Below are 15,019 nucleotides of genomic sequence, written 5' to 3' on the forward strand. Positions count from 1 at the left end.
TAGGCGTGCCACTAAATGCCATGATAACAGCCATTACAATAGATAATGGCAATAATATCCTGGTGATTGTTTTGGTGAAGATGCTCCAGAAGTTACCTAAGTTGTTTACTGTTTTTTCTTTCAGGCCATTGAACACACCTACAAGTGCAGCGATGCCTGTAGCAGCACTTACAAATTGCAGGAACATTAAGACAAATATTTGTGTCAGGTAAGTAACACCTGTTTCACCTGAATAGTGTTGCAGGTTACAGTTTACGAGGAAACTGATACTGGTATTGAAGGCCAGATCGGGTGTCATGTTCGGGTTACCATCCGGGTTGAGGGGAAGGTGAGACTGGAACAGGAGTACGAAGAAGGCATAGATGACCCAGACCAGGTTGATGGATAATAAAGCCACCATGTGCTGTTTCCAGTTCATTTCCTTATTAGGATCGATGCCGCAGAAGCGGTAGAGGAATCTTTCGAAAGGATTTAAAAAGTCGGTAAAGGTAGGTGCCCCGCTAAATACTTTGGCGATATACTTTCCGAGTGGGAAAGCAATCAGTAAGGTGATAAAAAAGGTGGCTAAGACACCTGTCATTTCGCTGTTCATCATTTAGATCAGAATTTTTCAGGTTTTAAGAGCACATACACCAGGTAGATAAATACGAGGATGGATATGATCAGGAGTAATGTCATCATGGTTTAGATGTTTTCGAAGAAGTCAATAGATTTAAAAAAGATGTAAAAACAGGCTGCTATGATGAGCAGGTAGATGAATGTAAGCATATGTTTAAGCGTGTAGTTGTTGGATATAAGCAGAGAAGATGTTTACGGGCATCCTGCTCTGGATTTCCTGCCATTCCTGGCGGGAGCAAACCATTTTCATGGCGCTGAAGGAGTAGATGAATACGTTTTCGATGGCTGTTTTTACCAGCTGATTGCCTTTGTTGTAGATTTTTTCGGCCAGGAACATGGTGTGTTGTACTTCTTTGATTTCATGGTCCTGGATCATTTTCAAGGTATAATTAGCCAGTACTTTGATACAGAGATAGGCAGAGCCGAATACGGGGGCTTTGACGATCTCTTTTTGGATGGAGGGTATTTCATCTGCTATTTCGGCAGCGGCTTCATATTGGTTCATAAAAAATGAATTTTATATGGAGAGTGAAGCCAATTGGTATGCCGGGGTTATTTTTGAGGGGTAAGTAATTGGAAATCAGTATATATTATAAACAGGTGCAATGATAAAACCCTCTCATTTTGAGAGGGTTTTATCATTTTGAAGGGGGCTATATTTTATATTCTTCTATTTTCCGGTAGAGGGTAGCGAGGCCTATATTTAATAGTCTGGCGGCTTCAGTTTTATTGTTTTTGGTATGGTGCAATACCTTTATTATATGTAGCTTTTCTACACTGGCCAGATCAAATGCAGACAGGATCCCTGAAGATTTATCTGCTATCTGCAAATCAAATGGTAATTGTTCTACAGTCAGCTCATCGCCCTCTGCAAGGATCACCGCTCTTTCCAGTACATTCTTTAATTCACGGATATTCCCTTTCCATTCATGCATTTGCAGCTTTTCTACAAACGCTGGTGCCATGGTCAATGGCTTCCGGTTATTGCGATTGGCCGCGAGCATGATGAAGTACTCTGCCAGCAGGGGAATGTCTTTTTTCCTTTCTCTCAGCGGGGGAAGGATAATGGTAAATACATTGAGCCTATAATACAGGTCTTCCCTGAAGAGGCCCTTTTCGGCTTCTACCTTCAGGTCGCGGTTGGTGGCTGCGATGATGCGAACATTTACTTTAGTGGGTTTGGTATCGCCCACTTTGATGAACTCGCCGGTTTCTAATACCCGAAGCAGTTTAGCCTGCAGGTCCAGTGGCATTTCGCCCAGTTCATCGAGGAAGATGGTGCCGTTATTGGCTTCTTCAATCAGGCCTTTTTTATCGCGGGTGGCATTGGTAAATGCACCGGCTTTGTAACCGAATAGCTCACTTTCCAGCAGTTCCCTGCTGAAGGCGCTACAGTTCAGGGCCACGAAGGGTTTGCCTGCGCGCCTGCTGTTGTTATGGATGGCCTGTGCAAAGACTTCCTTTCCCGTACCGGTTTCTCCCAGTAATAATACAGTGGTGTCTGCAGGTGCTACTTTGCTGGCCTGGGCGACGGCCTCGGAGATGGCGCGGGAATTACCGAGAATGCTCTCGAAGCTGTATTTCTGTCCCACCTGTTTTTCCAGTTTCTCAATCCGTTTTTGCAGCAGTACTTTTTCGTATGCGCGGTTCAGCAGGGGGATGATGCGGTTGTTGTCGTCGCCCTTGGTGAGGTAGTCGAACGCACCATTTTTAATAGCCTGTACGCCATCTGGGATATTGCCGTAGGCGGTGAGGAGAATGACTTCTAAAGAAGGGTATTTTTCTTTGATGGTTTTAGCGTAGTCCACCCCGCTGCCATCGGGTAGTTTAACGTCGCAGAGTACGACATCGATTTCTTCTTTATCAAGTATTTTTTGCGCGGATTTGATATTGCCGGTTTCCAGGACGTTGTAACCTTCCAGGGTGATGATGCGTTTCATCAGGCTGCGTAACTTCTCTTCGTCGTCGATTATGAGCACAGTTCCTGCCATATAGTATATTTGAAAAGCGAAATTAAGGTTTCCTGCTGATCTATTTCGCCTGGTCACCCTGCAAAACTGTCCTTACGTCAAACTTTTTTTACCCACCGTGCCACCGATGGTAACTTGGCTGTATAAAATCAAAATTATGCAATCAACTCCCCGTCAGGCCTGGCTGGACTGGCTCAGGATCCTCGCTATCTTTGGCGTGCTTATCTTTCACTCAGCAATGCCATTTGCCTCTGAACTGGATTGGCATATCCGGAACAGGGAAACCAGTAATATTCTGTTGGAAATGAACCAGTGGCTGCACATGTTTCGTATGCCCCTGTTGTTTTTTATTTCTGGTACGGTGAGTTATTATATGATGCAAAGCCGCAATGCCGGTGGGTTTATTGGCCTGAGACTAACCCGGTTATTAATTCCATTGATTTTTGGTATGCTCGTTATTGTTCCGCCACAGGTCTATATGGAAAGGCTCACACAGGGATACCATGGTTCTTACCTGCATTTTTATGTGACGATGTTTACATCAGGACCTTATCCCAAAGGTAACCTCAGCTGGCATCACCTGTGGTTTATTCTGTACCTGGTATTGTACGATATTATCTGTGCACCTTTGTTCGCATGGATTGTTTCCCCAGGGGGAGCCGGGTTTAGAAATAACCTGGGCTGGTTCAGTAAGGGAAAACGTATTTACCTGCTGACACTGCCGGGGATTATTGTGTATACAGCCTTTACTTTAAAATATCCTGAGACGAATACGTTCTGGGGTGACTGGGCGTATATGGCTTATTGGTTGCTTTTTTTATTACCTGGTTTTTTATGTATTGCCAATCCCTTATTGATGGATAGTTTAGAGAGAAACAGGAAGAGTACTTTTATTATTGCATTCTTATCTCTTATTGCAATTAATGTATGCCGCTGGAATGATATCTGTCCCTGGGATGTACTGCCCAACTGGCAGGATGATTACCGTACCTATGCATTCATGGCACTCAGATCTGTTTGTGGCTGGGCATGGGTACTTACTGCTATCGGGTATGGAAAAAAAAACCTCAACAGACCGCATCCGTCACTCAACTACCTCAACCAGGCCGTATATCCCTTTTATATCCTGCATCAGACCGTCATCGTCATACTGGCATACTATGTCGTAAAAGCGCCGGATAGTGTAGGAATGAAGTATATTTTCATAGTGCTGGTTACATTGGCGATCTCGATGGTGGTGTACCATCACTTTATCCGGCCTTACCGGGTTACAAGGTGGCTCTTTGGTATGAAAAAGAATCGTAAATTTTCTGTATGAAATTAAAACGGGTATTAATAACCGGGCTTTTCTTCGGGCTGATCTCTTATTTTACAATCAGGTTGCTGCTGGATACCGTGACAGGTATGAAGTTTTGGGAACGTAGCTGGCAACTGACCAGTCTTGAACTCAGCCTGTGTATCGTAGCCGGCTTTGCGTTCGTGGCAGGGGTGCACTACCTGTTCCGGTACTTTGACACACATTGGGAACATGAGTTTAGCAGGAAACGGATACTGAAAGAACTGGGTGTAGTGACCCTGTTTATGGTGCTGTTTCAGAATATTTTCATACTGCCTATCCCGATCTTTACAGACGATGGGTTGCAATGGTATGATGCCGTTGATGTGAATGTGATACCTTTACTGTATGGATATATTTATTATGGCTTAAGTCGTAGCAACAGTTTTTTGAAAGCCTACGTCGATAACAGGATCAAACTGGAAAAGGTGATGAATGACCAGTTGCAGGCAGAACTGAAATTTCTGAAAGCACAATTGCACCCTCATTTTCTATTTAATGCCCTGAATACAATTTACTTTCAGATGGATGAAGATGTAAGCGCCGCGAAGAGAAGTGTGGAATTGTTTTCTTCATTAATCAGGTACCAATTGTACGATCAGCAGCAAACGGTACCTGTCAGACAGGAACTGGATTACCTGGAGAGTTTTATTAGCCTGCAAAAATTACGTGCATCTGAGAAGTTATCTTTGAGTGTATCTGTTGATCCGGAGTTGCAGGGCCAGGTGGTTTATCCTTTATTGTTTTTTCCGCTGGTAGAAAATGCATTTAAGTATGTAGGTGGTGATTATCATTTAAAGATAAAAGCCTTTTTGGAAGCCACGAAAATTGTATTTGAGGCGGAGAATGATATTCCAGCTACAGTCAACAACACCGGCGGCATTGGGTTGGAAAACCTGCAAAGGCGGCTGGAACTATTATATCCCGGTAAGCATGTATTGAAAATTGATAAATCGGAAACCGCATTTAAAGTGAGACTCGAACTATTATGAAGATATCCTGTATCGTAACCGATGATGAGCCATTTGCAAGAAAAGGATTGCAGGGCTATATAGAGAAAATAGATTTTCTGGACCTGAAGGGAGTGTGCGAAAATGCTATAGAACTGAACTCGCTGTTAAAGCAGCAGCAGGTAGATGTTTTGTTTTTAGACATTGAAATGCCTTATATGACCGGGATTGAATTGTTGAAAAATCTGGCCCGGCCGCCCAAAGTGGTGTTTACTACTGCGTATGAGAAGTATGCTGTACACGGATATGAACTGGAGGTATTGGATTATTTATTGAAGCCAGTTTCATTTGAACGGTTTTTAAAAGCTGCCAACAAGATCTATGATCATTTTCAAAGCCAGCAACCAACGAGTGATTATTTTTTTGTAAAAGTAGACAGCAAGCTGGAAAAGATCGGTGTGAATGACATTCTCTATGTAGAAGCCATGGAGAATTATGTTGCTATTCACGTGCCGGGTAGAAAAATCATTACGCACCTTACATTAAAGATGTTGCAGGAGCACCTGCCTGCAACATCTTTTGTACAGCCCCACAAGTCTTACCTGGTGGCCATCGATAAGATCAATAGTATAGAAGGTAATACCTTGTATGTAGGTGCATTTCAGATTCCCATTTCCAAGTACCAGAAGGAGGATACGCTGCAACGCATTTTACATAACCGGTTCTTAAAGCGATAAGGCGGTGGCTGCATTCACCACACCCCAGCCAAAGGAACTATTGCGTGTAACAGGGTAGGAGGCAGCCCTGCGCATCTTGCTGATGATACTATCTCTTGGATAACCGGGATTTTTACTCCAAACCAGGGCGGCTATACCCGCACAACTGGCTGTGGCCACAGAAGAACCACCTACGGTCGAAGGTGCATCGCCACTCATCGCTATGCTCAATGGGTGAAGCCCGTTACCGGATTTTTCCATTACTATTGTAAAATCAACTTTGCTGCCTACATGGCAGTCATCGCAGCGGGTAGTCAGGTTGTCTTTCACACCTGTTACGGCATGTACCTCTGGTTGATTGGCCGGGAAGATCACACCCACAAAACTTGCGAAGAAAGAAAAGGATGTACCTGCAGCGCAGAACATGAGTTTTTGTTTACTGTCTGCATAGGCAATCGCATCTTTGATCTGACCATAGTTGAAGATGGTGCCCAGGCTCATACTGATGATCTTTACATCGGGGTCGTCTCCGCCCATTACATAGGCATCAGTTACACCATTCACAGATTTTGAAGAAAGGATGACGACATTTTCTGCCGCATGTACCATGAGCAAATTACAATTGTAGGCAATGCCTACGGTGTTGCCATCTGTACCGCGGGGCCCTGCCAGTGTACCTGCCATGCTGGTACCGTGACCGCAGTCGTCATTGGTGGTTGCACCGGAATAAGTGACTGCCCGGGTAATGCTTCTCCCTGAAGAATAACCCTGATTAAAAGCGGCACCCAAATTTTCCTGCGCATCGCTGATACCTGTATCAATGATCATGACTTTGATATTCGCTCCTGTAGATTGGGCCCATGCCTCGGGGATGTGGTGATAGGGGTAGTTCCAGGATTGTTTGGCAGCAGGTAATATGGTGGTGTAATCAATGTTTGCCTGGGCAGTATTGCTACCACAACCGAAATTCAGCAAACTGCTGGCTGGCTTTGCATTGTCCTCTATATAGGCACCATATCCAATAGGATCAGCATAGCGTACGAACGCGGCAGCACGCAGTGCTTTGATACTCGCATAGTTGCCCACTTTCAGGTTGAGAAAAGGCAGTTTGCCTTCTTTAAAAGGATAGATGAGTGCACCTTCATATTGCTGTACTACCTGTAATACTTTCTCTTTGTCGCCGGGAGTATAGCCGATACTTAATACACTGTCTGACCGGATCAGGGCACTCCATAGCATACTATCATTGGCCATGGCCCAATCAAAATGGTCCTCTTCCTTTAACTTTTGTTCTATAAATGCATTGATAGCAGATTTGGGAATGATGGTGTCAGGATTGGAGTTGCTGATAGTGGGAAGTGAATCCTTCCTGGAACAGGCGGTGAGTGCCAGCAGGCACAAAATAGGGTAGATGGGTTTCATAACAAAGGATTTTCTTTAGAAGTTACGAAAGTTTTAGTGTATTGTTCTATTTGCAACAAAGTTGCATATATTTGCTTCAAACAACATATACAATAATGACAGACCGTTTGCCTGTAACGGTACTCAGTGGATTCCTGGGTGCCGGTAAGACTTCTTTGCTCAATCATATCCTGCATAATAAGGAAGGCCTGAAAGTGGCCGTTATTGTCAATGATATGAGTGAGGTAAATATAGATGCCCAACTTGTAAAAAATGAGCATACGCTGAACAGAACAGAAGAAAAGCTGGTGGAGATGAGCAACGGCTGCATTTGCTGTACCCTGCGCGAAGACCTGCTCATTGAAGTAGAAAAACTAGCTAAAGAAAAGCGGTTTGATTATTTATTAATAGAAAGCTCCGGTATCAGCGAACCGCTTCCTGTGGCACAAACCTTTACCTATGGTACGCTCGATGAATTGTCCAGGCTCGACACTTTAGTTACGGTGGTGGACTGTTACAACTTTTTGCAGGACTATGGCAGTACCCGCATCCACGAGGAGCGTACCGTGGTGAACCTGCTCACTGACCAGATAGAATTTGCGAACGTCATTATATTAAATAAGACAGACCTGATCACGGCAGAGATGCTGGGCATACTCAGGGCCATGATTCAAAAACTAAATCCCGGTGCAAAGATCATCACCAGCGAATTTGGAAAAATTGCGCCGTCAGAAATACTGAATACGCACTTATTTGATTTTGATGCTACCAGTGAGCAGGCCGGCTGGATCGAAGAGCTGAATAAAGCATACCATACACCGGAAACGGAAGAATATGGCATCAGCAGCTTTGTTTTTCGCAGTCGGGAACCATTTCATCCAGCACGGTTCTGGAGATACTTAAACGAGGAGTGGCATTCCAGCATCATCCGCAGTAAAGGTCTTTTCTGGCTTGCTTCCCGGCAGGATGATGCGATCAACTGGAGCCAGGCTGGTGGTAGTCTGCGTGCCGAAAAAGCAGGGGTATGGTGGTGCAGCATGCCCTATAAAGATCGGATCCGCTATGCCAGTTTCCTCGATTACAAGGAAGAAATAGAAGGGCGATGGGATAAAAATTTTGGAGACCGGTACAATGAACTGGTCATTATAGGTAAGGATATGGACAAGGATTTAATCACCATAGAACTGGAATCCTGTTTATGCACACCTGTGGAAATCGCAGCAATGCAAAGAGGACAGCGCTTTTCGGACGACTTTCCCCTGTAGTTAACTTAAACATAATATACTAGCAGTTTTTTTCGATAATAATTTCGCATCGCTTTAGTGCCCCGTCTTATGATGAAGAATTTGACCGATGCGGAATTATTATCCTTAGTTCAGCATGAGAACGATGAAAAAGCTTTTGCCATACTTGTATTACGTTACAATGTAGCGTTGTATAAGTATATCTATGCCCGCATACGGTCTGAAGATGATGCTAAAGATATATTGCAGGAAGTACTGATCTCCTGCTGGAATAACCGGCACAACATACAAAACCCTGAGCGGATCTTCGCCTACATGTGCCGTGCTGCCTACTACTCGGTCATTGACTGGCAGCTGGCGCATAAAAAAATACTGGCACGGCAGGCTACCCTGCTTGAAAAAGACGAGCCCAGTACTTTTCCTGTCGAGAACCAGTTAATAGCTGTTGAAATGCGGGAAAAGGTAGATACCGAAGTTGCAAAGATGAGCGATACCATGCGGAAAGTTTTTATATCCAGCCGCTGGGAATCCAAAACTATCCGCGAAATAGCCCAGGAGTACGGACTTTCGGAGCAAACCGTCAAGAATACCATATCTATTGCGCTAAAAAGAATCCGGCTTCGTTTACAAACCGATCACTGGTTGTCCATTTACATTCTGTTAACATTGTGTTTACAATTCCTTAACGGTACCGCTCGTATGATTTAGAGACTATACTGATGAATGGGAACATCATCAGATAAAGCAGAGATTTTATCGCTTTTAAAAAAATACAGAGCCGGTGAAGCTACACCGGAAGAAGCTGCCCGAATCAGGGAGTGGTTTGATTCTTTTGAAGAATTACAGGACGATCCGGCATTTACTGATGCCGCCAATGACGCTGCCCTGGAGGCTTTGGAACGTATGTTCCATCCGAAGGTAAAGGTGCGCGTATTGCCGCGCATCCTCAAAGTTGCCGCCGTATTCATATTAATATGTACGTCTGTCCTATTTATATATAAACAATTACACCAGCCTCCTGTACCAGTTACCTATGCCTTGATGCATGCAGGAAAGGCTGAGCGTAAAAAAATCACCTTGCCTGATGGTAGTATTGTGACCATCAATGCGAATACGCAACTCCGCATCCCGTCTGACTTTGGCGTGCATGACCGTGTGCTGGACCTGACAGGTGAAGCGGTGTTTGACGTTGCGCAAAATATTGCAAAGCCATTCATTGTTCGTAGTGGAAACCTGCAGACAGTAGTATTGGGTACCTCCTTTAATGTGAAAGCCTATCCCGGTGAAAAAGACGTACAGATTGCGGTGCTGACGGGTAAAGTAAGGATCGAGAAAAAGATGGCTGCTCAAACTACTGTGCTCTCTGCAGGCCTTACAAAAGAACAGGTATTGACCTACAATGAAGAAAACGACTCCTTAAATATAGGTACAGGAAAAACGAATGAAATTGCCGCCTGGCAGAACAATGTTTTCTATTTCGAACAAGCCAGCATTCCGGAAATCGCCGCTGTATTAGAAAGACAATACAATATAAATATCACGCTGACAGGAAAAGCTAAACACAATTGTAAGTATACACTGCAATTGAAGAATGAGACGATAGAGAATGCTATGAGATTGCTGTCACAATTATCCGGCATTACCTACCAGATTAATCATAATGAAATTAAAATCAACACAGCATCATGCGAATAAGATGTAAAATGCCAACAAATATGACACGCCGGGCATACCTGCTGCTCATATTATTGACTTGTCATGTAATGGGTTTTGCGAATGAACTTCGCAACCAGATCACGATCCAGGTTCGTGATACCCGTATTAATTTAGACGTTAAAAACACACCACTCAGAAAAGTATTTTTACTCATTGAATCTCAGACTGGCATTTCTATTGGTTACAATGCTACTCATGTGGCAGACAATCAGCTCGTGAGCTACAGGGCTTCTGCCGCACCATTGTCAGCCGTTTTGCAGGATTTACTGAAGGGGTATGAAGGTGCTGTAAAGCAGGTAGATGAAAGTCATATTTTCCTGAAAGTTGAAAAAATAAAAGCTGCACCTGTTGTAGCAAAGGCTACTGCTGCATCAGTGACCATCTCCGGTGTGGTAACTGACGAAGCCAACATGCCTATTCCGGGTGTGAGCATTCACGAAAAAACATCCAAAGTAAATACCACTACCGATGAAAATGGTAAATATTCCATCAAAGTTAATATCGGCGACGTACTGGTATTTAACTTCATCGGGTATGCCCCACAGGAAATACCTGTTACTTCTGAAAACATCCTGAACGTACGGCTGAAAAGCCAGAACAGCCAGTTGCAGGAAGTGGTAGCCATCGGTTACCAGTCTGTAAGAAAGAGCGATGTGACCGGTGCTGTTGCCAGCGTAAAAGCCAGCGAAATGAACCTGACTGCACCTACGGTAGGTCAGGCCATCGTAGGTAAAGTAGCCGGTGTACAGGTATCACAGGTGAGCGGTGCGCCTTATAAGAGCACCAAGATCCGTGTGCGGGGTGTAGGTTCTTTCAATGCAAGCTCCGACCCATTGTATGTAGTAGATGGTTATCCTGTAGACAATGATATCTATATCAATCCTGAAGATATCGAAACGATCGACATCCTCAAAGATGCAGCTTCTGCAGCTATCTATGGTTCCCGTGCTTCCGGTGGTGTGGTAATGATCACTACCAAAAGGGGGAAGGCTGACAGCAGGGGTAAACTGGAATATAGCTATACCACAGGTTTCAACCAGCTGGCCAGAAAAGTAAAACTGCTGAACAGTGACCAGTTCCTGCAACTATTGGTGGATGCACGTAACGGCTCTTACAGGGACCTCGTTGAAAACAGCGGTAAGACCTGGACCGACGGTATGTACTCCGACAACAATGCTACCCGTGTTGCCAACGTAGGAAATGCTAACTCAGTCAGCATCGATACACGCTATTATGACTTTGCAAATCAAAAGGTGATCCCTTCCAAATATAATACTGACTGGCAGGATCTGTTGTACAGAAATGCTTTCTTTGGCCGTCACAATGTATCCTTCTCTGGTGGTACTGACAATATCCGTTATTATATGAGCGGTGGTTATCAGAACCAGGACGGTATTGTACAGAACACAGGTGTGAAGAAAATCAACCTGCGTCTGAACCTGGATGCGACCATCAATCCTAAACTGAAAGCAGGTGTAAACGTTTCTTACACCAATAACCAGAACAGGGAACTGTCAGAAGGCCGCTGGGACCACAACCCAATTATGACAGCGCTGCTGATGCCACCAAGTGCACAGCCATTCGATTCTACCGGTGCACCACTGAAGAATGAAATCGCCGCACTGTCTTCTACCTATGGTTACAACAGCTTTGAAAACCCAATCGCGCAGGCAAGGGAAATCAACATTACCCGAAAAGGTAACCGTGGTACTTACAATGCATACGCTATCTATAGCATCCTGCCTGAACTGACTGCGAAAGCGAACGTGGGTATGCAATCGTATTCTGAAAAGTATAACTACTATTATCCTACCAGCTTAAGTAGTGGTGTAAATGCGCCTTACTCTGACGCCGCTAAACTGGCTGCTAATGGGATCGCACAGAACCAGAATACCCTGGACCAGCTGGCGGAGTTTACCCTGAACTACAACAAGCGTTTTGGTAAACACGCAGTGACTGCACTGGCCGGTTATTCTGCCCAGTACAATACCACAGACCTGGTAAAGGTAACAGCGAAAGGTTTTGAAGATGACCGTATCCAGGAAATTACTGCAAAAGGAGCTGATGCAACTGATTTTACGCTGACCAGTGCATACAAGGCTTCTTACACCCTGGAATCTTATTTTGGCCGTGTGAGCTATAACTACAATGAGAAGTACTTCCTGACGGGATCTATCCGTACAGATGGTTCTTCCCGCTTCGGTCCCCAGCGTAAATGGGGGGTATTCCCATCTGTGTCTGCAGGCTGGACAATCTCTAACGAATCTTTCTACCACGACTGGCTGGGTGCGCAGTCTACTCTGAAATTCCGCGCCAGCTGGGGCCTGAGTGGTAATAATAATATCGGTAACTACAATACCATGCAAACGATGGCTACGCCTACAGGTGTAGTATTTGGTTCCGGTACTGTAAATACTGCTTACTATCCGGGCGATCTGAAAGATCAGAAGCTGGGTTGGGAATCTACTTCCCAGTTCAATACTGGTCTCGACGTTGGTATCCTGAAGGGGCGCCTGAACTTCATTGCGAACTACTACCTTTCTTATTCTTACAACCTGTTGTTCAAACAATCTATCTCTGCCATTTCTGGTTCTACCGAACTGCTGACCAACCTGCGGAATTCCAAGATCCGCAACAGTGGTGTCGACTTCCAGGTAGATGCAAGAGTAATAGATGGTAAGAAATTCCATCTCGGACTCAATGGTAACATTACTGTAAATAAAAACAAGGTACTGGATATGGGTGGTGCGAGCACCATCATCTCTGCAGGTGCTGAGCGTTCTTACAAAACCCATATTACCCAGCAGGGGCAGCCAGTGGGCATGTTCTACGGTTTCCAGGTATTGGGTGTGGCAAAACAAAGTGATGTAGGCAAAGTAGCTCAATCAGCGTCTTCTACTAACCCGCTGAGAGCTGGTGACCTATACTTCAAAGACGTAAATGGCGATGGTGTGGTGAATGATAATGATAAAGGTGTGATTGGCAGTCCATGGGCGAAGTTCTCTTACGGTTTTGCGCTGACCGCTTCTTACAATGATTTCTATTTCACGTCTTCTTTCAACGGTTCTTATGGCAATAAGGTACTGGATGGCCAGGACTATTACCTCTACAACATGGAGGGCTCCGGCAACCAGTATGCGGATGTAGCTGGTCACTACCGCAGTGAATCAGAACCAGGTAATGGTCATGTATATCGCGCTTCAAGGGCTGGTACACAGAGTAACAGTACCCGCCTGTCTACTTTCTACCTGCAGGATGGTTCTTACCTGCGTTGTACAAACGCGACGCTGGGTTACAACTTCAAATCCAGTTACCTGAAGACGCATCTTGGCCTGAGCAAAGCAACCCTGTATGCAAGCGTAGACAACCTGTTTACTATTACCAAATATAAAGGATACAATCCTGAAGTAGACTACAATGATGGAGCGAACCTGACACCAGGTGTGGATTATGGTAAGTACCCACTGGTACGTGCTTATAATGTAGGTGTTAAACTGGGCTTCTGATCCTTTTATTTTCAAAATTATTCAACATGAAACGTATCTTTTTAGCAATAGCAACGTGTGTGGTACTGGGCTCCTGCAGCAAGGATTTCCTGAACCAGTCCGATCCCAATGCACTGAGTGTGTCTGATTACTTTGCGACTGAAAATGATGTATTACTGGCCGTGAACGGTATTTATGAGGCATTGAGAAGCTCCAACTGTATTGGCGAAAACAGTGGCCTTTTTTATGAAGAGCGCTCTGACAATACTGGTAGGAACGATAACCAGTCTAACTCCGGCGAGCCTTTCCAGTTCAACGACTTTTCCCTGTTGCCTTCTAATACTTACCTGAAGTCGCACTGGGCAGCGATGTACGAAACCATCTCCCGTGCAAATGTGGTATTGTCTAATATCAACAGTGTAACTTTCACCAGCAGTAGTACCAAACTGGGTTACGAAGCAGAAGCAAAATACCTGCGTGCACTGATGTACTTTCACCTGGTTCGCCAGTGGGGGGCAGTGCCTTTGGTAACAAAGCAGCTGAAAACTTCGGACGAAGTAACTGCTTACACTTACCGTGTGGCTGATACCGCTGTTTACTCCCAGATCATTGCAGACCTGAAGGATGTACTGGATAGTCCGCTGCCTGACTTCCAGACAGATGCAAACATTGGCCGTGTTTCCAAAGCAGCTGCCAATGGGCTGCTGGGCCAGGTATACCTGACTATGTCCCAGACGATCGAAGATGGCCAGAGCTCACAGCACCTGCAGGATGCAAAGACTTACCTGGAGGCTTGCTATAACATGCGCAAGTTTGGAGTACTGAGCGAGATTGCTTATACCGATGTATTTAGCGTGGCGAAGAAATCGACCTGTCCTGAGCTGATCATGCAGATTGTATATAAACAAGGTGATGCAACTTACTCTTCTTCTATTGCTGCCAATAACCAGGCTGCGGGTGAGACTGTGAACTCCCAGAAAACATCTACAGGTGTAGGTGGTAATGTAACCGGCGACCTGGTAGACGACTATGAAGATGGTGACCTGAGAAAAACCTTCTCTATCAGGTATGCCAATGCTGCTAACGTAAAGGACTATTTCATTACCAAATTCCGCGATACTACAGATGCTGCAGGTGTGAATGGTTATGGTGGTAACGACTGGATACTGATGCGCTATGCTGATATCATTCTTATGCTGGCAGAGGTAAACAACGACCTGGGCAACACCACTGCTGCTATCGGTTACCTGGACCAGGTGAGAGCAAGAGCTGGTATGCCTGACTACGAAACTTCTTCACAGGATGCGAACTATGTGGCTAAATATCCAACGTTGAAACTGGCTATTCTGCATGAAAGACGAATTGAGCTGGCTTTTGAAAACCATCGTATGTATGACCTGTTGCGTGCATTTACTGCTTCCGGGTTGGTGACATACTTCCAGTCAAAGGACCAGTCAAGATTTGGAAACGCCAAATTGTCTAACATCAGTACCAAGGATAAGTATTATCCTATTCCTTACGACGAGTACAAGCTGAACCCAACCGGCATGTACCAGAATGAAGGATACTAGTATTTTACATTT

Annotated in this window: 12 protein-coding genes; 8 read left to right on the plus strand and 4 right to left on the minus strand. The window is 44.8% G+C overall.

What is annotated here, in order from left to right:
* The 3 genes from ABDW16_RS30250 to ABDW16_RS30260 form a co-directional block, all read right to left on the minus strand.
* Nucleotides 1-595, minus strand: a 595-nt coding sequence (locus ABDW16_RS30250; protein ID WP_343675082.1) for a potassium-transporting ATPase subunit KdpA, incomplete at its 3' end; no start/stop codon positions are given.
* A gap of 177 nt (nucleotides 596-772) precedes the next feature.
* Nucleotides 773-1,123, minus strand: coding sequence for a hypothetical protein (locus ABDW16_RS30255; protein WP_343675084.1), 351 nt, complete (start codon nucleotides 1,121-1,123; stop codon nucleotides 773-775).
* Nucleotides 1,124-1,271: 148 nt separating this feature from the next.
* Complete coding sequence (locus ABDW16_RS30260) at nucleotides 1,272-2,609, minus strand: sigma-54 dependent transcriptional regulator (RefSeq protein ID WP_343675086.1); 1,338 nt, start codon at nucleotides 2,607-2,609, stop codon at nucleotides 1,272-1,274.
* A 136-nt stretch (nucleotides 2,610-2,745) separates the two neighbouring features.
* Between ABDW16_RS30260 and ABDW16_RS30265 the strand changes: the two genes are divergently transcribed.
* Genes ABDW16_RS30265 through ABDW16_RS30275 form a run of 3 tightly spaced genes read left to right on the plus strand, consistent with a single transcriptional unit; the run spans nucleotide 2,746 to nucleotide 5,611 of the window.
* Nucleotides 2,746-3,906 carry an acyltransferase family protein gene (locus tag ABDW16_RS30265; protein WP_343675088.1) on the plus strand — a complete coding sequence of 387 codons (1,161 nt, stop codon included), beginning with the start codon at nucleotides 2,746-2,748 and terminating at the stop codon, nucleotides 3,904-3,906.
* The gene (locus ABDW16_RS30270; protein ID WP_343675089.1) at nucleotides 3,903-4,916 is read left to right on the plus strand and encodes a histidine kinase; all 1,014 of its coding nucleotides are present in this window, start codon (nucleotides 3,903-3,905) and stop codon (nucleotides 4,914-4,916) included. Before ABDW16_RS30265 ends, ABDW16_RS30270 begins: the two co-directional genes overlap by 4 nt.
* Entirely contained in the window at nucleotides 4,913-5,611 is a 699-nt protein-coding gene (locus ABDW16_RS30275) for a response regulator transcription factor (protein WP_343675090.1), read from the plus strand. The genes ABDW16_RS30270 and ABDW16_RS30275 overlap by 4 nt, the downstream gene beginning before the upstream one ends.
* Here the strand turns inward: ABDW16_RS30275 and ABDW16_RS30280 are convergent.
* Nucleotides 5,600-7,012: a S8/S53 family peptidase gene (locus ABDW16_RS30280; RefSeq protein WP_343675092.1), complete on the minus strand. Its 1,413-nt coding sequence runs from the start codon at nucleotides 7,010-7,012 to the stop codon at nucleotides 5,600-5,602. The genes ABDW16_RS30275 and ABDW16_RS30280 overlap by 12 nt on opposite strands.
* A 95-nt stretch (nucleotides 7,013-7,107) precedes the next feature.
* Between ABDW16_RS30280 and ABDW16_RS30285 the strand changes: the two genes are divergently transcribed.
* From ABDW16_RS30285 to ABDW16_RS30305, 5 genes are all read left to right on the plus strand, one after another.
* On the plus strand, nucleotides 7,108-8,256 hold the full coding sequence (locus ABDW16_RS30285) for a GTP-binding protein (RefSeq protein WP_343675094.1): 1,149 nt from the start codon (nucleotides 7,108-7,110) through the stop codon (nucleotides 8,254-8,256).
* Nucleotides 8,257-8,325: 69 nt separating this feature from the next.
* Complete coding sequence (locus ABDW16_RS30290; protein WP_343675096.1) at nucleotides 8,326-8,943, plus strand: sigma-70 family RNA polymerase sigma factor; 618 nt, start codon at nucleotides 8,326-8,328, stop codon at nucleotides 8,941-8,943.
* Between the two features lie 15 nt (nucleotides 8,944-8,958).
* On the plus strand, nucleotides 8,959-9,930 hold the full coding sequence (locus tag ABDW16_RS30295; RefSeq protein WP_343675098.1) for a FecR domain-containing protein: 972 nt from the start codon (nucleotides 8,959-8,961) through the stop codon (nucleotides 9,928-9,930).
* 20 nt (nucleotides 9,931-9,950) lie between these two features.
* Nucleotides 9,951-13,457 carry a TonB-dependent receptor gene (locus ABDW16_RS30300; RefSeq protein ID WP_343675100.1) on the plus strand — a complete coding sequence of 1,169 codons (3,507 nt, stop codon included), beginning with the start codon at nucleotides 9,951-9,953 and terminating at the stop codon, nucleotides 13,455-13,457.
* Nucleotides 13,458-13,483: 26 nt separating this feature from the next.
* Nucleotides 13,484-15,007: a RagB/SusD family nutrient uptake outer membrane protein gene (locus ABDW16_RS30305; protein WP_343675102.1), complete on the plus strand. Its 1,524-nt coding sequence runs from the start codon at nucleotides 13,484-13,486 to the stop codon at nucleotides 15,005-15,007.
* The last annotated feature ends 12 nt before the right edge of the window (nucleotides 15,008-15,019 follow it).

This window comes from Chitinophaga sp., from assembly GCF_039596135.1.
GTDB lineage: Bacteria > Bacteroidota > Bacteroidia > Chitinophagales > Chitinophagaceae > Chitinophaga.

Excerpts from the sequence above, each read along its gene's own strand:
- ABDW16_RS30255 (WP_343675084.1), bottom strand. The coding sequence starts at position 1,123 with ATGAACCAATATGAAGCCGCTGCCGAAATAGCAGATGAAATACCCTCC.
- ABDW16_RS30270 (WP_343675089.1), top strand. The coding sequence starts at position 3,903 with ATGAAATTAAAACGGGTATTAATAACCGGGCTTTTCTTCGGGCTGATC.
- ABDW16_RS30260 (WP_343675086.1), bottom strand. The coding sequence starts at position 2,609 with ATGGCAGGAACTGTGCTCATAATCGACGACGAAGAGAAGTTACGCAGC.
- ABDW16_RS30285 (WP_343675094.1), top strand. The coding sequence starts at position 7,108 with ATGACAGACCGTTTGCCTGTAACGGTACTCAGTGGATTCCTGGGTGCC.
- ABDW16_RS30265 (WP_343675088.1), top strand. The coding sequence starts at position 2,746 with ATGCAATCAACTCCCCGTCAGGCCTGGCTGGACTGGCTCAGGATCCTC.
- ABDW16_RS30300 (WP_343675100.1), top strand. The coding sequence starts at position 9,951 with ATGACACGCCGGGCATACCTGCTGCTCATATTATTGACTTGTCATGTA.
- ABDW16_RS30295 (WP_343675098.1), top strand. The coding sequence starts at position 8,959 with ATGGGAACATCATCAGATAAAGCAGAGATTTTATCGCTTTTAAAAAAA.
- ABDW16_RS30305 (WP_343675102.1), top strand. The coding sequence starts at position 13,484 with ATGAAACGTATCTTTTTAGCAATAGCAACGTGTGTGGTACTGGGCTCC.
- ABDW16_RS30290 (WP_343675096.1), top strand. The coding sequence starts at position 8,326 with ATGATGAAGAATTTGACCGATGCGGAATTATTATCCTTAGTTCAGCAT.
- ABDW16_RS30275 (WP_343675090.1), top strand. The coding sequence starts at position 4,913 with ATGAAGATATCCTGTATCGTAACCGATGATGAGCCATTTGCAAGAAAA.
- ABDW16_RS30280 (WP_343675092.1), bottom strand. The coding sequence starts at position 7,012 with ATGAAACCCATCTACCCTATTTTGTGCCTGCTGGCACTCACCGCCTGT.